We start from the raw sequence: 18,903 nt of genomic DNA on the forward strand, positions 1-18,903 counted from the left end.
GGTCGGCGCGAGCTGGACGCTCTTGCCATCCTCCTGCTACCGATTCCCGGCAATCAGATCTTCAACTGCGCTGCGGGCTGGACGCGGCACGCGCGCCAGGTTGGATAGAGACCGGCGAGGATGGCAGACACGACTGCCAGTGCAATCGTGACGCCAATCATCGTCCAGTCGAGCTGGGTGACTGTCTTGAGGCTCGAGTAGAGGCTGCGTACGCCTAGCAAGCCAAGTCCGGTCAGTGCCAGTCCGAGAATGCCTCCGCTCAATCCGACCACGCCGGACTCGATCAGGAACTGGCTGAAAACATCGCGCCGGCTCGCACCAAGTGCGCGACGCAGGCCGATTTCTCCGGACTTGCGCGTGAATTTCGCCAGCAGGAGCCCAACGGTGTTGACCAGACAGACAATGAGGAAGGCGAAGGCCAGACCCGTCTGCACCTGGACATCGCTGGAGACGACTTCCTGGTCGGCGATCCATTCATTGACGTCGAGCAGCCGATTGTTGAGCGGTCGCGGAAAGCGGCCGAGCTTCTTCTGTTCGCCGACATAGCTGTCGAGGAACGACGCATATTCGGCCAGTCGCTGCGGCGAATCGAGCTGAACCCACATCTGCATCCAGACGCAATCCGAATCGAGGTAGGAATCCCATCCGTCGCCAGGCGACTTCCAGCAGCTGTTGTTGCCGGTCGAACGCTGCTTCAGGTCGATCGCGGTCGTAAACGGCATGAAGAACTCGTCAGGATCCTCGAAGGGTCCATTGGTCAGATCGTAGTAGCGCGAACGCAGATTCCAGTCGTCGAGCACGCCGACCACGGTGTAGTCGATGTCGTCCATGCGCACGCTCTTGCCGACGCTGTCCTGGCCACCGAAGAGTTTTTCGTTGAGATCCTTGCCAAGGACGATGACCCGCTCATGGGCGGCGTCCTGGGCCTTGCTCCACGGCGCCCCGTACCGGAACGGCGGCTCGAACATGCCGAAGAAATCCGTGTAGGTGACGCGGCCGAGCGCACGAAACGGCTTCAGATCCTTGTTGTCCGGCTGGAACGGCAGGGCCAGCTTGAACATGGCTGCCTGCTTGTCCGCCTTGCCTGCCTCCATCAGGGCGACCGCATCGCGGTAGGTGACCTGGTCCGGCGGCCGGCCATCGTCGTAATAGGCTTCGTCCGCACTCCAGTTGTCGAGTTGCACGTAGTGCAGCTTGTCGCTCTTCCAGGGAATCGGATCGCTGCCCATCAGGTGCATGACGGTCAGCGTTGTCATGCTGGCGGCAATGCCCAAACCGATGCCGACGACCATCAGCGCGGTCAGGATCGGGTTGCGGCGCAGGCTGCGCATGCCGAGTTGTAGATAGTAGGTAAACATGGCTTTGAGTCCGGGATTGGGGAGTCGGGATTCGTCTCACGATGGCGACGTCTGGACCGACTCTTACTGGCTGTTCGAGGCGCTCGCAAAACGATCTTCGGACGCGTGACTTCCACCCCCTGAATGCGCCTCGCGCAATCGCGGGACGTCATCGAAATCGGTGACCTGGCCATCGATGACGTGCACATTGCGCTGGGCACGGGCGGCAAGCTCCGGGTCATGAGTGACCATGACGATGGTCGTACCCTGGCGGTTGATTTCCTCAAGCAGCTCGAGGACACCGCGCGCCATCAGGGAATCGAGGTTTCCGGTCGGCTCATCCGCCAGCAGCAGTCGCGGCGAACCGGCAAGCGCACGCGCGATCGCGACACGCTGCTGCTGTCCGCCCGACAGTTCGGACGGGTAGTGCTTCATGCGCGAAGACAGGCCCACCCTGGTCAGCGATTCCTCGATGCGCTTCTTGCGATCCGCCGCCGCAAAGCCGCGATAGCGGAGCGGCACGTCGACGTTGTCGAAGAGGTTGAGGTCCGGAATCAGGTTGAAGCTCTGGAAGATGAAACCGATTTTCTCGTTGCGCAGCTTTGAACGGGCATTGTCGTTGAGGCCACTCACGTCGACGCCGTCAAGCAGGTACTCGCCACCCGTGAATTCCTCGAGCAGGCCAGCGATATTGAGAAAGGTGGTCTTGCCCGAGCCCGAAGGACCGGTTACCGCGACAAACTCGCCTTCGCGCACATGGATCGAGAAATCCCGCAACGCATGGGTTTCGATGAGGTGGGTCTGGTAGACCTTTTGCAGGTGGGTCATCTTTAACATCGGCTTTGCCTCTGCTTGGGAATGGGGAATCGGGATCTGGAATCTGGAATCTGGAAAAACTTCTATGCGTGTCGATGGTGGCTCCTGGATGAAGACTTCGTGTGTGCGGAACAGGCGGCGCGACATGAAGCCCGCTTCAAACCCATTCTCGTTTCTCGATTCCCCATTCCCATCAGTTGAGAGCCACTCGTTGTGCGCCATTGAACTGGTCGGTGCCTGAAATCACGATACGGTCACCTTCCTTGACACCGGAAACGATCTCGACCGAATTGAGACTGGTTGCGCCCACCACGATCGGCGTGCGCTCGGCGACACCGTCGCGAACAACGTAGGCAACACGCCCGGCGCCGGTATCCACAAACGGTCCACGCTCGACCATCAGCACATCGGGATGTTCGTCCATCAGGATGCGTGTGGTCAGACGCTGGTTCTGGCGCAGGCCCGCAGGCTTCTTGTCGACAAAGCGGATGCGTCCGCTGACCTGGCCATCGACAACCTCGGGCGAGACCGAACTGATTTCGCCGGCGTAGTTGCCGGAACCGTCGCGGATTTCGGCGCCCATGCCGATCGACAGGTCATGCGCGAAAACTTCAGGGACCTTGACCTCGATCTCGAGCGCACTGAGGTCGACGACGCTCAGGATCGGCGCATTGGCCGCAACATTGGCGCGCTGCTGAACCAGCAACTGGCCGACCTGCCCATCCACAGGCGATCGCACCTTGAGTTCTTCGACCTGGCGCTGCAGGTCTTCGGCCAGCAAACGCTGGCGGTCCAGTGCCAGGCGCTTGCTCTTCAACTCGAAGGCCAGGCTTTCAATGTCGAGCTTCATGTCGGCTTCGGCATTGGCGACCGTGATATCGGCCTTGGCCAGTGAATCCTGGGTACGCAGCAAATCCATTTCGGACATCGCGCCGGCTTCGTATGCACGCTTGGTCCGCTCGACTTCGCGTTTCGCCGTCTGCTGGTCGATGCGGGCCTGATCGAGAACCTTCTTCGCCGCGAGTTGCTGCTTGCGATGGTCGAGCCCGGCCCGCTCGACTTCGATCTCGAGGCTTTCGCGCGTCGCCTGCTCCTGCTGCAGTCGATTGCTCAGTTCCGGGCTCACCACTTCGGCCAGCACCTGGTCCCTGGAAACCTTGTCGCCGGCATTGACCATGAGCGTGACCGTGCCCGCGTTGGCTGCGTAGAGCGTCGGGCTGACGGCCGCAATGACGCTGCCCTGCACCGACACATCGCGTGTCAGGGTTCCGCGCTTGACTTCGGCGACGCGCAGTCGGCTCGAGTTGGCCGAGATATCCGAGGAAAACAGCCGCGTAGCGGTCGGTATGACCAGGGCAAGCACCACAATGACGGCCAGCGCAGCGATGCCTGGCTTGATCCAGCGGCGACCGCGCCCGGGTTCAAGCTTGATCTGGCGGTCCTGCGCTGAGGTATCACGAATCATTCAAGTCTCCATGGGCGAAACCCGGCTGCCGCCCTTGCACTGGGTGATAGCAACACCCATGCCAGAGCTCAAGTGATTGATTAACAGACATTTATTGCAGTAGTCCGACCGTTCGGACAGTGTCCGCACACAGCCCGCGGACAACGGCGGACGCCCCGGCGGCCAGGCTCCGCGGCCTGCCGCCCGGTTCGATGGACATGCGTTGCGACCATCACCTGCACGGGAGCATCCTGAGCCAACGTGAACAGCACTTTCTGCATCGACGTCCCCGACCTTCTCGTCGCGCGCATCCAGCGCGGCGATGTGGCCGCGTTCGAGCAGATCTACCGGATGTTCGAGCGGCCGGCCTGGAATCTCGCCTTGCGCATGCTGGGCAACAGCGAGGATGCGCGCGAGATCGTGCACGATGCGCTGCTGCGCGTTTTTGAACGCAGCGGCCAGTATCGCGGCAGCTCGCCGTTCTGGGGGTGGGTTCGACAGATCGTCCTGAACGAGGCATTGATGCGCCTGCGCCGCGATCGCGGTCGCCCCAACCAGACCCTGGATGACGGCGACGAGCTGCCTGCGGAAACGGCGCCACCCTGGGCTACGGCCGAATCCGGATTGCTCGAAGCCGCGCTGAGGCAATTGCCCAACACGACACGCAGCGTGATCTGGCTCTATCACGTGGAAGGACACACGCATGCCGAGATCGCCGAGTTGACCGGCAACTCGGTCAGTTTTTCCAAATCCCAACTCGCACGCGGCACCGCACGCTTGCGCCAACTGCTGGCAACCCCAGAAGCAGGTGAACCATGTTCCTTATCATCCCGGGCGACGGCATGAAGCCGCTCGATCCGCTCGCCGAGGCCCTGCGTGGCCTGCCGACAGCCGAGCCACCACCGGATCTGTTCGCGCAGGTGTCCGACAGCCTGCGTCGGCGGCGTTCGCGTCGACGCTGGATGGTGCCCGCGGCGCTGGCCGCGAGCGTGCTGCTCGGAGTGCTGTTGATCTGGCCAGACACGGCGCATACGCCACCTGCGGTCGTGCCGTCCGCATCGCCAGCGGTGTCTTCGCCGGCGTCGCCGATCAGCGAGATCGAACGGCTGCGCGCAGATTCGAAGATTCTCGAAGCCTGGCTTGGCGGCCTGCCTGGAGAGGCCCCACGCGATGGACGCAGCCTGATGGCGAGTGCCGAGATCGAGGACCTCGTCGGTCTGATCGATGTGCAGCTCTCCGCCACGCGCAACGAGGCCGAATCACTGCCGCTATGGCGCCAGCGCGTCGCTTTGCTTGAAGAACTTGCGAGCATCCGCAGCGAACCGCTGACAAGCGTGGCCTTTGCGGGTCTTCCCGAATCCTCACCCAACACATTCTGATAATCGAGCCAGGAAACGATCATGATTTCACCACGCCTGATACTTCTGCTCGGCGTCCTCCTGCAGACCAGCCCTCTCGTTGCGGCGCCAGAGACACCCTCCGCCAAGACCGATGAAAAGGCAGCAGCGGCTGCACAGACCCGCGCCGAATTGGCGGAATTGCGCAAGCAGATCGGCGAATTGTCGCGACGCATGGCCGAACTCTCTCTTGAGCTGGGCGACGTCGGTCCGCAGGGTTATGCATTCCGCTACCTGAACGATCAGGATAGGGCCATGGTGGGCGTGGTCCTTTCAAGCGAGCCCAAGGGAGCACGCATCGACGCGGTCACACCGGACGGTCCGGCCGCGCGCGCTGGCATCCATAGCGGTGACCTGCTGGTCAGCATCAACGGGGAGTCGCTGGTGTTGGGCACGGGCGGCGACCCGGTCAAGAAGGCGGGCGACATGCTCGGAAAACTGAAACCCGGAGAAGCCGTCCGACTGGGTTATCGCCGTGGTGCCCGTGATACGACCGTGGTCGAAGTCAAGGCGGAGCGTCGCGAGGCCTGGAACTGGCAAACCCTGTTTGCCGCAGATGCCGACCTGGAAGCTGCGATCGACAAGGATCATCAGCGCGACATCGAGCGCCGCATCGAAGTGATCATGAGCCGGCAGGGCTCGGAAGCGGAGCGTGAGGCTGCAGTGGATGCACGAAAGAGCTTGCTCCAGTCACGCTCCCTGGCCTGGCGCAGCAGCCATGATGGAGCGGGTGAAGGCGCTGACCCCGTCCCCATGCATTTCGAAATGATGCATGAGTCCATGCCATGGTGGGGAATCAATCTTGCCTCGTTGAACGCGGATCTCGGTCACTACTTCGGCACCGACAGCGGCGTTCTCGTCCTTTCGGCCAGCGAGGAAGCCCTGCCCGACATCAAGGCCGGTGATGTCATACGCCGGATTGCGGATACCCCTGTGGCAAGGCCCGAACAGGCCTTGCGTACCTTGCGAGACCAGGACGCCGGTCAGCTGGTGAAGCTCGACATACTGCGCGATCGCAAGCCGATGACGCTGACGATCAGGGCACCGAAGTACAAGGCCCTGTTCAGCGTGGGTGCACCGCCTGCACCACCGGCCCCGCCTAAACCGCCAAAGGCACCGGCTCCGGTCAAGCCTGTGAGCCCGCCGCCTCCGTCGCCGCCGCCTGCCCCGCCTGTGCCACCGACGCCACCGGATCCGCCAACAAGCCCTGAGGATGCCGCCATCTTCTAGCGCGCAGGCTGAATGAATGCGGGTGACGTCTGCCCGCGACCTGTCGTTCATCGAAGCGGTTGCGAGGATCGCGATGGCAGACGCCTCTGCTGGCTGAGCGAGGTGCCCGGGCTTCCGGCGAATGGCGCGCATCGGCAATCCGGCGGACAGCCCCCGCGACCTGCCTCCGCCTGCTTCCGCGCATGCCTGCATGCACCAGGCGGGCGTGACCTCCAGCGCCTCCGCAACCGCCCGGCGACGCCGCTTTGCTATGATCGGTCGGCACGAGGACAGGGGACATGACCGACGGCATCCAGGACATTCCTGGCTACGAGATGATCAGCGAGTTGGGTGAGGGCGGCATGGCAACCGTCTATCTCGCCATACAGCATTCGCTGGATCGCAAGGTTGCCATCAAGGTCATGCGCCGGGAACTGCGCGTGAGCAGCGGGCCCATGCCCGAATTCGAGCGGCGCTTCCTGCTCGAAGGCCGCACCATGGCGAAGCTGCCGCATCGCAATATCGTTGCGGTCTACGACATCGTTACACGCGACGACATCGCCTATATCTCGATGGAGTTGCTCGAGGGCGGGACGCTCTCGGAACGCATGCGTACTGGCCTCTCGCTCGGCGAGGCGATCGGCATTGTCGTCCAGCTCGCGAATGGTCTCGAGTATGCCCATCGCAATGGCGTCATCCATCGCGACCTGAAACCCTCGAACGTGATGTTCCGCGATTCGAGTACACCGGTGTTGACCGATTTCGGCATTGCCAAGCAATCCGATGTCCTTGCATCGCGCATTACCCAGACCGGCATGGTGCTCGGTACGCCGACCTACATGAGCCCGGAACAGGCCAGCGGGCGCGAAATCGACGGCCGCGCGGACCAGTACGCCCTGGGCATCCTGTTCTACGAAATGCTGACCGGAAGCCCGCCGTTCACCGGTGAGAACCCGATGAACGTACTGATGGGGCATGCGCTGCAGCCACCGCCGCCGCTGCCGGATGACCTGCAACCGCTGCAGCCGATCTTCGATCGCATGCTGGCCAAGGATCCCAACGACCGGTTCGATAACCTGCAGGACTTCGTCAAGGCGCTGCGCGGTCTGGTCGTGGGCAACGACGCGCTCGGAAAGAAGCTCGGCGACATCACGGCGGCTACAGCTTCGGAGCGACTGCGCGCACTCGGCTTCTCCGGTGACTACACCGACGGCGACAGCGGCTTTGCCCTCGATCTGCTTCGCATGCCGCAAACCGACCCGGCCATCGGCGTACACACGACTTCGCGAATGATCGCGGTCATGCGCGAGCGACCGCGCATGCTCGCGACCGTGGCCGCAGTTCTTGGCGTCATCATCATCGGACTCGTACTCTGGGCTGCATTCAAGCCACGCACCCTGAGCCAGGACGACCAGTACCTGGTGCGCACCCTGCTGCGCGAGGCGGATCGCCTCGTCGCCAGCGGCGACTTGCTGACACCGCCCGGCGAGAATGCCTTTGAAGACCTTCAGAAAGTCCTGCAGAAGGATCCCGAAAACGAGCGCGGCCTGGAACTGCTGGGACAGATTGCCGCCCAACTCCGTGGCGAGGCAGAGAAGGCCCTGGGTGACGGCAATCTTGAAATCGCCGGGGAAAAGGCGAATCAGGCCCTCCTGGTCAGTCCCGATGACGCCGAGGTTCAAGCTCTGGTCAAACGCATTGCCGAAGAGCAGGAACAGCGTGAAGTCGCCGCGCGCGTCGACGAACTCCTGCGCAAGGCGAAAGAGGCGGAGGATCGCCAGCAACGAACCGGCCCCGACGGGGCGTATGCCTTGCTGCGCACTGCATTGAGCCTGGCACCCCTGAATCGCGACGTGCAGACGCGCCTGAAAGCCGTGACCGATGCCGAATTTGCTCGCGTGCGGGAACAGTTGCGCGCCGGCGATGCCGAGCAGGCCGGCGCAACTCTGGCAGCGCTGCAAGCGGAGTTCGGTTCGGACCCCGCCTTTGCCGCACTCGATCAGGAAATCCGCCAGGCCCGATCAAGCCAGCAAAGCGCCCGCCGCATCGCGGAATTGCTCGACAAGGCGCGCTCCGCACTGAACGCCGGCAAGGTCAGCGATCCCGCCGGCGACAACGCCTTCGACTGGTTCGAACAGGCCCGCCAGGTCGACAGCAACAATGCCGAGGTCAACGAGTTCAAGCAGACTCTGGCAGCGCGAATCCTGGACGAAGCCCAGGCCGCACAGGCCCGCGCGGATGCCGAAGTCGCGCTGGACCGGTCCGAATTGGCACTTCGGGTGGATCCCAATCTGAATGCCGCGATCGGCATTCGTGATGAAGCACAGAAGACACTGGGATCGCAGCGCGCTGCGATAGCATCGAAGCTGAATCTCGCCCGCTCCTCCATCGCTTCCGGAAAACTGCTGCCCCCGGCGGCCGACAACGCACGCGATGTACTCGATCAGTTGCTCTTGCTGGATCCGCAAAACGCCGACGCGCTGAAGATGCGCGAAGCATTGCCGCGTGTCGTGGCCGATGCGCTGCGTGGCGCCATCGAACGCAACGACCTTGAATACGCCTCGGATCTTGCCGATGCGGCTGCACAGGCCTACCCCTCGGATTCGAGAATCGCAGGCTTGACGGGTGAGGTACGCAAGCGTGAAGCGGAACTGAAGGTCGAACAGGCGCGGCAAGCGAATGAAAAGCAGCTCGCCGCGCTACTGCAAAACCGCCCCATGAGTGCCGAGGACGCCGGCGCTGCCGCGCAGGCCATCCTGACCCTGCGTGAGGTCGACAGTGCAGCCAGCGCGCGCTTCGAAGCGCAGCTGGAAAAGGTTCTTGCCGACGATGTCCAGAATGCACGCACGCTGGAGGCCGGCAAGGCCAGTCTCCAGGCCGTCAACGCCGCCAGCAGCAAGCTCACCGGGAGCAAGCGCCTGGCCACGATCACGGCAACCGCCAACGCCAGTGTCGCGGCCTTGCAGAAACAGCGTGACGAAGAAGCCGCCGCACAGAATGGCGAGCTGGTCATCAACGCCTTGCCCTGGGGTCTGGTGGATCAGGTCCTGGATGCCTCGCGCAAACCGGTCGCCCTGCCCGCCGAACGCAGTACGCCGCTGATACTGAATGTTCCTGCGGGAAGCTACTACATCACCTTGCGCCACCCCCAATCGAGCAAGCCGGTCTCGACGTTCGCGCGAGTCAGCGCCGGCAAGCGCAGCCAGACCAGCGGCAGTTTCCCTACCCTGAGCGCCGAGGAGTACATCAATCGTGCCGGCCTCTAGGGCAACGCAAGTTGCAGCGGCCCTGCTCACGCTGGGCATGCTCGTCTGCGCACCCGCTCTGGCCGATTGGAAACAGGACTATGCGCGCGGACTGGAAGCCGCACAGGACGGCAAGTGGGCTGACGTCGAGCGCTACATGCAGAGTGCCCTGGCCGGCAATGCCACACCCGCCAAGCGCCTGCGAGTGTACGGCCAACGCTACGAAATCTACGCACCGCAACACTATGCCGGCCTCGCCGCGCAACGCCAGGGGGATTGCAAGGCAGCGTTGCGATTCTGGTCACAGGGCGGCAATGAATCCTTCATTCAGGGCTTTCCCGAATTGGCAGCGGAAGAGCGGGAGGCGCGCCTGAAGTGCGGCAGTCAGCTGGCCAGCCAGGACAAGCCTGCGACAACGCCCACGACTGCGCCCAAGCCTCCGCCCAAGGCAGTCGTCGACGCCACTCCGCCCGTGCAGCCGCCGCCAGTAGCTCCACCCAAGCCGCCGCCGACGCCACCGCCACGCCCGGTTGCGCAGGTCCCGGTCCAGCCGTCACCCCCCAGCTCGAGCGGAAGCTCATCGGGTGTTTCCGAGCAGATCCTGCGCCCACTGGTTGATGCCTACCTGGCGGGTCGCTACGCCGACGTACTCAAACTCAGCACGAAGGTTCCGCCATCGCCGAAGCTGCGCTGGCACATGCTGACCTTGCGCGCGGCGGCCGCCTACAACCTGTCCCAGCTCGATGGCGATTCAGGTGCCACCCGTATCGCCAGGGAGGCCGCCAGTGAAGCGCGCAAGGGCGAACCCGGACTCAAGCCGGATGCACGCTTCTACTCTCCGAGATTCCTGAATTTCTACGCTGGAGGCTAGACGTCTCGCCAACCCGGCGGTTGCCGGACGGCAAAAAAGAAACCCGCCTTCCCACAATGACGGGAAGACGGGTTGCTGGCGACTCTACCGGTGACTGCAGGAGCTAGAAGCGGTAGACGCCCGAGAGCGAGAGCATGTCGCTGGTGTCGGAGAAATCTGCGCCCAGATCGATCTGGAAATTGCTGAACGCCATGCCGGCACCAAAGGTGTAATGGGTCTGGCTTCCACGACCGGCCGAGAATGTCGCCGCATTGACCGGTGGCAGCAAGGTCGTGTTGAAGTCCGTTGGCGCCGGTGTTCCGCGATAGACCATCTCGTGCGCAGGATCATGCCAGGCGCCGACGCGAATGCTGAACGGATACTTCGTGGCAAACGTGTACTCGGTGCCAAGATGGATTTCCGTGCCGTCCTTCAGCTTGAGCGGATCCAGTTCGGTGACCTGATCCGATTCGAACGCCGAGTTCAGGTCATCGGTAATCTGCGAATAGAACACGCGATTCACGTCGAAATTGATGATCCAGGCATCGCTGGGCCGGAAGCTGAATCCGATTCCGAACACGTCGGGCACGTTCATGTCTGTTTCGGTCAGGAACGATTCGCCGGGTGCGTAGGGCGCTGTCAGCAGGGAGTCATAATTCAGATCGGGGGCATAGCGCCAGGAAAGGCCAACACTCATCCAGTCCGTTGCGGCCCAGCGAGCACCCAGATTGAAACCCCAGCCGCCATCACCGTTGAGGCTGGCCTCGCGAACACCCGGATCGCCGTTCGGGAAGAATCGATCGGTCGTTGCGCTGATGTCGAGGTAGTAGTAGTTGATGCCCAGTCCCAGCGAGAACTGATCGTTGACCTTGAAGCCCATGGCGGCGCCATAGACTTCGATCTCGAGGTTGCCGTTCACATCGTAGGCAAAGATGTCGCCGAACTGACCACTGTCGTCGCCGGTCGTCCAGGTCGCGCCCGCGCTCTGGAAATCGGTTTCGTAGTTGACGATTTCGTAGCGATACACGGCAAACGACATGCGCTCGCCCGGGTACACGAAGGAGAAAGATCGCAGGGATGTGGTGTCGTCGTTCTGCGAGGAATAATTGAGTCCGGAGGAATTGAACGGGTTGTATTGAACGTTGCCGCCATCCAGCCAGCGCGTGTTCGTGTCTACCGAACGAATTTCCAGGGCAATCTCGGGACTGACCAGTTGGGTCAATCCGGCCGGGTTCGTATAGGCCGCCGAAGCGTCGTCGGAAAGCCCGAGGAAGGCGCCTCCCATGCCCATCGCGCGTGCGCCGGGATTGGTGAAACTGAAAGGCAGGCTGGCATTGGCCTCGTTGTCGGTGATGGCGACGGCCTGGCCCGTCATGCCGATCAATCCGATGGCAACTGCAGTTGCAAGCATCTTTTTCATTCGATGACTCCCCAAGTGAATGAATGGCGAACCGGGTAGAGCTGCGGTGGCAAAGATAACACGAGCTTAACGGGGAAGTATCAGTAGGCGGTGCGGTATGCAGTACGAAGGATTGATGCACTGCAGCATGGCGCTTGCCAGCAGGCGTGGGTGGCTGAAGTGCCGATATCGCGTGCCGCAGACAGCCTCTGCAGCGCGGCGAATGACCGATCAGGGAAGGGGCTTCGGCCGCACTGGCGCCCGCTGCGTCGGGCATCACGGGGCGCTGCCTGGCCCGTTCCGCTGCCGGAAGCCGGAAAGCTCAGGCTGCCTGCGCGCTGCCACGCGCCTGACATGCGTAAAGCGCGTGCTCGATGACGCTGAAATCCGCGTCGGCCCTGTGCGCGTTCTCGCTCAGATACCGTCGCCAGGCACGGGCACCCGGCAAACCCTGGAACAGGCCGAGCAAGTGCCGACTGATGTGCTGCAACTTGCCACCGGAATCCAGATGCGCCTCGACATAGGGCCGCATTTTCAGGATCAGCGATTCCCGCTCCGGCAACGGCGTCGCGTACATGGCCCATTCCAGTTCGGCGAGCCGGTAGGGTTCGTGATACGCCGTTCTGCCGAGCATCGCCCCGTCGGTGTGCTGCAAGTGCGATTGCACGGCCGCCACGCTGTCGATGCCGCCATTGATGATGATCGTCAGCTGCGGAAAGTCGCGCTTGAGCTGATAGACCCGCTCGTAGTTCAGTGGCGGAACGTCGCGATTCTCCTTCGGAGACAAGCCCTTCAACCAGGCCTTGCGCGCGTGCACGATGAACACCGCACAGCCTGCAGACGCCACACGCTCGATGAAGCGCTGCAAATCGGTGTATTCATCCTGCGCGTCCACGCCGAGCCGGCACTTGATCGTGACCGGAATCGCAACCGCCTCGCGCATCGCGGCAAAGCAATCGGCCACGAGTTCGGGCGCACGCATCAGGCAGGCGCCAAAGCGACCCGACTGGACGCGATCGGATGGACATCCCACATTGAGATTTATCTCGTCGTAACCGAACGCTTCACCGATACGGGCGGCTTGCGCGAGCTCGGGCGGATCGGATCCCCCGAGCTGCAAGGCAACCGGATGCTCGGAGACATCAAAACCGAGCAAGCGATCACGATCGCCGTGGATCAGTGCAGGCGAGGTCACCATTTCCGTATACAGACGTGCATGCGGAGACAGCAAGCGATGAAAGTAGCGGCAATGACGATCGGTCCAGTCCATCATCGGCGCAACGGAAAGTCGCCACGCGCTGGAGTCGGTTGGAGATTCGGGGGGCATCTCGCAATTCTAACGGATCGGGTCGCCTGGCTCGGCTACCGTCATGAAAGCCGCTGATGGACCTTCCGAAGGCCACGACGGCTGCGCCACTTGATCGGCATGGACTTGAGTCCACACCGATCAGGTCTCTGCTCGTCATCCCGGCGCAGGCCGGGATCCGGTTCCGGCCTTTGTTTTCAGAGAGGGAGACAGGAACCGGATTGACCCGCTTCGCAGTTTTGAAGCGGCTTGAAGACGAATAGTCCAGCGTTGCCCTAGAGTTGCGCTTCGACCGGGAGCAGCCCGATCAGCCAGGTCATGAAGCGCTTCGAGGCAGGCACCTCGGGATCTCGATCCCAGGTACGGGTTCCATCACTCCATTCGAGACCGGCGGGTGTCTCGCTGACACGCCAGGACTCGTCACCTCCTGTTTCGGCCACGAACAGCCGGGTCAGCTCGCTGGCGAGGGTCGAATCGGAGACCAGCACGCCCTGTTCGCAATTGAGCGAAGTCGAGCGCGGATCGAGGTTGTAGGAACCGACGAAAATTTGCCGGTCGTCAAAGATCGCCGCCTTGGTATGCAGGCTCGATCCCGACGAGCCGGCCATGCTATAGCCGCCGCGTCGCTCGCCATCGGGCTTGAGTTCCCAGACCTGCACACCCCCCTCGAGCAGCGCCGGTCTGTATTTCCGGTAGCCCGCATGCACCGCGGCGACATCGTTGGCGGCCAGGGAGTTGGTCAGGATCTGCACCTGTGCGCCTCGATCGACGAGACCCACCAGGGTCGATGTCCCTTGCTTGCCGGGAACAAAATACGGCGAGATCAGACGCAGATCATTCCTCACTGTCTGCACGACCGGCAACAGCACGGCCAATACGGCGGAGCGCTGGCCCGGTTCCAGCCGGGCCTTGAGCGGGTCGTCGCTGACGAATGTCCAGTTTGCCGTCCACTGCAGGCGGGTCTCGTCGTCGAGGATGGCCTGTACTGCAGGGTTTTCGCTGAGTACCTCCTTGTAGGGGCTGGTCTCGAGTGCCTCGACACTCTGGTCCAGCGCTGTGCGCAATCGATTCAGGGCGGCAACATCGGTACCGGAGGGATCAAGCTGCGCAATCGGATAGTTCGACGGTGAATTCCAGAAGCGGTCGAAACTGGCACTGACCTGGGGAACCACCGGTCCGGCCATGAGCAGATCGAGATCGACAAAATTGGTCGCCTCGCTGGCACCGAAGTATTCGTCGCCGAGGTTGCGCCCGCCGACCAGCGCAATCCGGTTGTCGACAATCCAGCTCTTGTTGTGCATGCGGTGATTCAGGCGCTTGAAGCCGAACCCCATCTCGCCAGCCTTGCGCACGCCCCCGCTGCGGCTGGCGAAAGGATTGTAGAGGCGCACTTCGATATCCGGATGCGCATCGAGTGCGGCAAAGCCGCTGCTCTTGGCGCGTGCATCGAGATCATCGACAAGAATGCGCACGCGCACGCCACGATCGGCAGCCGTCAGCGCGTGCCGGGCAAGCAGTTTTCCGGTCAGGTCGGCATGCCATATGTAGGTCTGGATATCGAGGCTGTATTGCGCCGCTCCGGCACTGAACGCGCGCAATGCGTAGGCCTCGGAACCGGTGCTGACAAGCTTGAAGCCCGACTGCCCCGCATGCCTGGCTTCGGCGGGCTCGACACGCTCGGCGATTGAACCCTTCACCGCCGGAGGCAACGCAAATTCCTCCGGCAACTCGGCCCGTTGCGGCAGGCTGGCGCAGGAGGCCACGAGCATGGCCAGCAGCAAGGCAATCGGTCTCTGCATCGGCTGGACCCCTGAGTTCGAGAGCATCGAAAGGCTCGTCAGACAGCGGAACAATATCGCAGCCGCCAGTTTCCAGCATCGACGCGCAGGCCGGAACGCGGCAAATCAGGGCGAGCAGTCGATCCGGCACGCGCGCCCATCCTGCCCATTCGTGCAGGTAAACAGATAGGCAGTTTCGCACTCGGCATCGAACTCGACAAATTGAATGGCGGCGTTGCGTTGCAGGAAGCTGCCGAGCCGGTTGGCGCTGTCGAGCGCGCCGGGGCCGCTGAATCGACGTTCGAAGCGATCGACCTCCACGTCTTCGCGCGCCGGCAGCAGCACACCGGTTTCATCTCTTGCCTGCAGGATACCCATGTCGGCGGACGTGAAGCGCATGCTGACCAGAGCGTGCTGCTCCTCCGAAACGAAATCGACAATGAAGTCGTTGATCGCGAAGCGCGGAGCCAGTGGGATGGCTTCGGTCGTCGACCCGTCGGTGATTCTTGCAAGCCGCACCGGCGCCCAGACATCGAAGATCAGGCTTGCGATCGGCGGATTGACCTGGCGCATCAACTTCTCGTTGCTTATCACACCCGCCGCTGCGGCTTCGAACTTCCGATAGCTGTCGCCCGAGTATCTGTCAAAGGCGATCCGGTAGGGGTCGAAGGGTGCCTGCGGCGCTTCGAGTCTTTCATTGACCAGGCTCATCGGCATCGAAACCTTGCCGACCTCCACGAACGGAGGGACATTCACGTGCATGCCGAGCATTGCCGCGAAAGGCAGCGAAAGTGAAGCATCGAGCGCCAGAACCTCGACTTGTCGCAGGCCAGGCGCGCTGCAACCTGCCTGCAGAATCGAGGCGGCATCGGTCTCACTCTCGACCGCGCAATCCGGATCTTCGAATACGCGAAACTTGAGCATGATGCCCGCATCCAGATTGTAGACGACGCGTACACCCAGCCCTGGTTCGTCGAGAGCGGCCTGACGCATCCGTGCTTCGTCGCAATCGGCGCACTCGAAGAACGGAGCGCTGTCCTGGGCGAGGACGGATGCTGGTCCTGACAGCAGAAGAATCCCGACGAATGCTCGCAATGTCTGGCCGACTATCCTGATCACTGGTTTCGCTCTCGTTGAATGCATGTCTCCCACCGGAAACCCACGTGCAGCATCCATTCAATCTGGCAGGAATGAACGCAATATTAGCGTGAACGCCAGCAAGGCAGCGCAGCTCTCCCATCTCGTGCGGTGCGCTCAGAACATCCAGACCAGCGAACCGGTCCAGCGATGCTGGGCTGGCAGCTCGAAAACGAACGATTGGCCGGGCCGGTCGTAGGTATAGGTCAGTCGGTCTGTCCAGATGTGGCTGGCATTGAACACGACACCGCTCCAGTAGAAATTGATGCCGACACTGGCATAACGGTAGTCAGCGGGCGTTCGACCCGAAGGACGCGCGAATCCGAGCCCCATGTCGATGCTGAAGCGATCGCCCAGCGGCTGGCGCCAGGCGGTTTCCAGCCACATCCAAGCGTTGTCGCCGCTGAAGCCGGGGGCATAGGCATTGCCTACGGCGGGCGACCAGGCCAGCGAAGCCTGCCAGCGTCCGCGAAAGCTGATCGCGGCATTGACTTCGTCGTATTGCAGGCCGGGGCGATTGACCGCACGCAGGGTGTCGTAGTGGATCAGACCCAGCTTTGCATTCCAGTCGTCTGAGAGTCGCCAGCGCCGATCCAGGTAGACCGCCAGTTGGACATCCTCGGGCAAGCCGGGTAGATGAACCCTGGTCGCCCCCAGACCGGCAATCCAGTTCGTCGCGAATGCGCAATGGACATCGCCCAATCCGCCCCACTGACCATCACCAAGGTCAAAACCCCGGTAGATATTGTCCGAAGACGCACCTATCGCACCGCCACAAGACCCGGCAGCCGCGTCCGAGGTGGTCAGGAAACCCATGCACACGGCGATGGTGAACTGGCCGAAGCGGAACGGCCCGATACGGACCGGCATCAACAGTCCAGCCATTGCGGGTGGCCGTCACGGCGGGCATGTCGAGCTTTACGCGGCAAGCGGGCTGTATCGTATTCTGGGCGGGTTGTCGGGGCCCGGCACGCGGATGCAACCTTTTCAGTCTGTTTGCGGTACATAGGCTTGATGAACCGGAATCCCGTCACTGGAGTTTGCATGAACAATGCCGCGCAGGGTTGCGAGGCGTCGCGCGCAGAGTCGGACGACGAGTGTGAGCTGAAATGGCTGCATGCGATTGCCCTGGGCGATCGTACGGCGTTCGAAAGACTCTATCTGCGCTACCACCCACCACTGACCCGCTTCCTCATTCACAGCGCCGGTCGTCCTGATCTGGTCGATGATGTCATCAATGAAACGCTCTGGGCGGTTTGGCGCGGTGCCGTCCACTTCCGCGGAGACTCAAAACCGCGCACGTGGATAGTCTCGATAGCTTACCGGACCCTGATGAAACATCTGCGGGACCGATCACGCGGATCCATGCTCGGCACGCGCGATGTGGCCGAGGCCGAGCATCCGGCGAACCTGATCGATGTCGAGTCCGGTCCTGACATGGCCGAGCAACGCGAATGGCTGTCGCATGGCCTTTCATTGCTCCCCGACGAACAGCGCATGACCCTTGAACTTGCCTATCTGCTCGGACAGTCCTGTGAGGAAATCGCAGAGATCATGGATTGTGCGATCGGTACGGTGAAGGCGCGCATGTTTCGTGCCCGAGTTCGTCTGCGCAACACCCTGCCCGGACTCGCCGGCGAAAACGGGCCCGAGACGGAGGCAGAACAGGCATGAACCCCACCGATTCCATTCACCGCCAGACCTGGGACCTGATCCCGTGGATCGTCAACCACAGCGCCACTGCGGAGCAGCGAGAGCGCGCCAGTGGTCACCTGATGACATGCTCGGATTGCCAGGAGGAGCTGGCCCTGCAGGAAAGAATCCATGCAGGCATGAACGCCTCCGGCACGCGGGAAGACACCCGCGCCAGAAATGCGCTGCAGGCCATGAACAGGCGGATCGATGAAGCTGTTGCGCAGGCGCGTGCAGCCGATGTGTCTGCACCATCGCCGTCAACGGATGTCACATTCGCGTGGGCACACCGCCGTCGCTGGCTGGCCGGTCTGGCCGCGGTCGTGGTCCTCCAGGCATGTGGACTGATTGCGCTCGGCACATTGCTGCTGGCTTCACGTGATTCCGCGGATCCAGCCGCGCGCTACGTAACTTTGAGCAGCAGCACCTCGCCGGCTCCTGCAGCGAGCATACGGCTCGTGCCGTCGCCGGCCCTGAGACTGGGCGACCTGCAATCCCTGCTCGACGAGGCCGGTTTGCAAATCGTCGGCAGCAGTCCCGGTTCAACCATCCTTGCTTTGGCCCCCGTCTCGGGTGCGACGGACGCCGACGCCGCCCGGAGTCAGCAGGAACGCCGTCGACGAAATCTCGAGTCAATCGAGCTGCTGCGCAAGAAGCCGGGCATTCTCCTTGTCGAGCCCATTCTCGGGCCCGCTCATTCGCAATGACCAAGTCCATCGACACGAGCGCACGCACTTCGAGCCCTCGAACGCAATCGAGCCTGTCGAGGCGCTGCGTGGTGTCGCTGATGTGCACGTTCTCATGCATTGTCGGTCCGGCCCATGCCGGCGCTGCGACGTCCGACCATGAGCGGCGTATTATCGTCGCCATAGCCGAGCGGCCCGACCCTGCGCCCGTGGTTGCGGGCACTTCGCGAGGCTACGGCGGCCTGTCCGGCTACTCGGCCAGTACACGCAACAGACTCACGTCCGCTGATATCGCGCGTGATCATCAGCTGGTAGAGATCGCCAACTGGAACATCGATCTGCTGCATTTGCACTGCACGCTGTTCGAAATGCCGGTCGGTGTTGAGCGCAATGCGCTGCTGGTCCGGCTGCGCAATGATCGGCGGGTCAGGCTGGCCCAACCTCAGCAGGCCTTCTACACGCTGAATTCGGCTGCATCCGGAACCTGACCAGCCGTCACGAGGAATTGTTCGAGCTCGGCGAACAAACCGCACGCAACAGGCTTCCACCCCCGGCGGCGCGTCAAGGCTGATCGCCAGAATGCTAGTATGACAGTCGCACTACCCGT

The 18,903-nt window shown here is 62.5% G+C and carries 16 protein-coding genes; 8 read left to right on the forward strand and 8 right to left on the reverse strand.

Going from position 1 to position 18,903, the window contains the following annotated elements:
* Positions 1–53 precede the first annotated feature (53 nt).
* The 3 genes from R3F00_RS05930 to R3F00_RS05940 form a co-directional block, all read right to left on the reverse strand.
* Positions 54–1,358 carry an ABC transporter permease gene (locus R3F00_RS05930; RefSeq protein WP_371280823.1) on the reverse strand — a complete coding sequence of 435 codons (1,305 nt, stop codon included), beginning with the start codon at positions 1,356–1,358 and terminating at the stop codon, positions 54–56.
* A 63-nt stretch (positions 1,359–1,421) separates the two neighbouring features.
* Positions 1,422–2,174 (reverse strand): ABC transporter ATP-binding protein, encoded by a 753-nt coding sequence (locus R3F00_RS05935; protein WP_371280824.1) that lies wholly within the window; start codon positions 2,172–2,174, stop codon positions 1,422–1,424.
* Positions 2,175–2,346: 172 nt separating this feature from the next.
* Positions 2,347–3,618 (reverse strand): efflux RND transporter periplasmic adaptor subunit, encoded by a 1,272-nt coding sequence (locus R3F00_RS05940; protein ID WP_371280825.1) that lies wholly within the window; start codon positions 3,616–3,618, stop codon positions 2,347–2,349.
* A gap of 240 nt (positions 3,619–3,858) precedes the next feature.
* On the opposite strand from R3F00_RS05940, the gene R3F00_RS05945 reads away from it, so the two are divergent.
* The 5 genes from R3F00_RS05945 to R3F00_RS05965 all read left to right on the forward strand — a co-directional run bounded on the left by R3F00_RS05945 (position 3,859) and on the right by R3F00_RS05965 (position 10,319).
* On the forward strand, positions 3,859–4,443 hold the full coding sequence (locus R3F00_RS05945; RefSeq protein WP_371280826.1) for an RNA polymerase sigma factor: 585 nt from the start codon (positions 3,859–3,861) through the stop codon (positions 4,441–4,443).
* Entirely contained in the window at positions 4,413–4,976 is a 564-nt protein-coding gene (locus tag R3F00_RS05950; RefSeq protein WP_371280827.1) for a hypothetical protein, read from the forward strand. Before R3F00_RS05945 ends, R3F00_RS05950 begins: the two co-directional genes overlap by 31 nt.
* Before the next feature lie 21 nt (positions 4,977–4,997).
* Entirely contained in the window at positions 4,998–6,224 is a 1,227-nt protein-coding gene (locus tag R3F00_RS05955) for a PDZ domain-containing protein (protein WP_371280829.1), read from the forward strand.
* A 278-nt stretch (positions 6,225–6,502) separates the two neighbouring features.
* The gene (locus R3F00_RS05960) at positions 6,503–9,469 is read left to right on the forward strand and encodes a protein kinase (protein ID WP_371280830.1); all 2,967 of its coding nucleotides are present in this window, start codon (positions 6,503–6,505) and stop codon (positions 9,467–9,469) included.
* Positions 9,456–10,319, forward strand: coding sequence for a hypothetical protein (locus tag R3F00_RS05965; RefSeq protein ID WP_371280831.1), 864 nt, complete (start codon positions 9,456–9,458; stop codon positions 10,317–10,319). The genes R3F00_RS05960 and R3F00_RS05965 overlap by 14 nt, the downstream gene beginning before the upstream one ends.
* A 103-nt stretch (positions 10,320–10,422) precedes the next feature.
* On the opposite strand, the gene R3F00_RS05970 is transcribed toward R3F00_RS05965, so the two are convergent.
* The 5 genes from R3F00_RS05970 to R3F00_RS05990 all read right to left on the reverse strand — a co-directional run bounded on the left by R3F00_RS05970 (position 10,423) and on the right by R3F00_RS05990 (position 16,803).
* Entirely contained in the window at positions 10,423–11,718 is a 1,296-nt protein-coding gene (locus R3F00_RS05970; protein WP_371280832.1) for an OmpP1/FadL family transporter, read from the reverse strand.
* 301 nt (positions 11,719–12,019) lie between these two features.
* The gene (gene dusA, locus R3F00_RS05975) at positions 12,020–13,024 is read right to left on the reverse strand and encodes a tRNA dihydrouridine(20/20a) synthase DusA (protein WP_371280833.1); all 1,005 of its coding nucleotides are present in this window, start codon (positions 13,022–13,024) and stop codon (positions 12,020–12,022) included.
* Between the two features lie 254 nt (positions 13,025–13,278).
* The gene (locus R3F00_RS05980; protein WP_371280834.1) at positions 13,279–14,802 is read right to left on the reverse strand and encodes a phospholipase D family protein; all 1,524 of its coding nucleotides are present in this window, start codon (positions 14,800–14,802) and stop codon (positions 13,279–13,281) included.
* Between the two features lie 105 nt (positions 14,803–14,907).
* A complete protein-coding gene (locus tag R3F00_RS05985; protein ID WP_371280836.1) occupies positions 14,908–15,900 on the reverse strand; it encodes a hypothetical protein in 993 nt (330 codons plus the stop codon).
* A gap of 135 nt (positions 15,901–16,035) precedes the next feature.
* Entirely contained in the window at positions 16,036–16,803 is a 768-nt protein-coding gene (locus R3F00_RS05990; RefSeq protein ID WP_371280837.1) for a hypothetical protein, read from the reverse strand.
* A gap of 159 nt (positions 16,804–16,962) precedes the next feature.
* Here R3F00_RS05990 and R3F00_RS05995 point away from each other — a divergent pair, with 159 nt between their 5' ends.
* From R3F00_RS05995 to R3F00_RS06005, 3 genes are read left to right on the forward strand one after another with little or no spacing between them, the layout of a single operon-like run.
* The gene (locus R3F00_RS05995; protein WP_371280838.1) at positions 16,963–17,592 is read left to right on the forward strand and encodes an RNA polymerase sigma factor; all 630 of its coding nucleotides are present in this window, start codon (positions 16,963–16,965) and stop codon (positions 17,590–17,592) included.
* The gene (locus R3F00_RS06000; RefSeq protein WP_371280839.1) at positions 17,589–18,317 is read left to right on the forward strand and encodes a hypothetical protein; all 729 of its coding nucleotides are present in this window, start codon (positions 17,589–17,591) and stop codon (positions 18,315–18,317) included. The genes R3F00_RS05995 and R3F00_RS06000 overlap by 4 nt, the downstream gene beginning before the upstream one ends.
* A complete protein-coding gene (locus R3F00_RS06005; RefSeq protein ID WP_371280840.1) occupies positions 18,314–18,784 on the forward strand; it encodes a hypothetical protein in 471 nt (156 codons plus the stop codon). Before R3F00_RS06000 ends, R3F00_RS06005 begins: the two co-directional genes overlap by 4 nt.
* Positions 18,785–18,903 lie beyond the last annotated feature (119 nt).

The organism is Dokdonella sp., assembly GCF_041395345.1.
Classification (GTDB): domain Bacteria; phylum Pseudomonadota; class Gammaproteobacteria; order Xanthomonadales; family Rhodanobacteraceae; genus Dokdonella.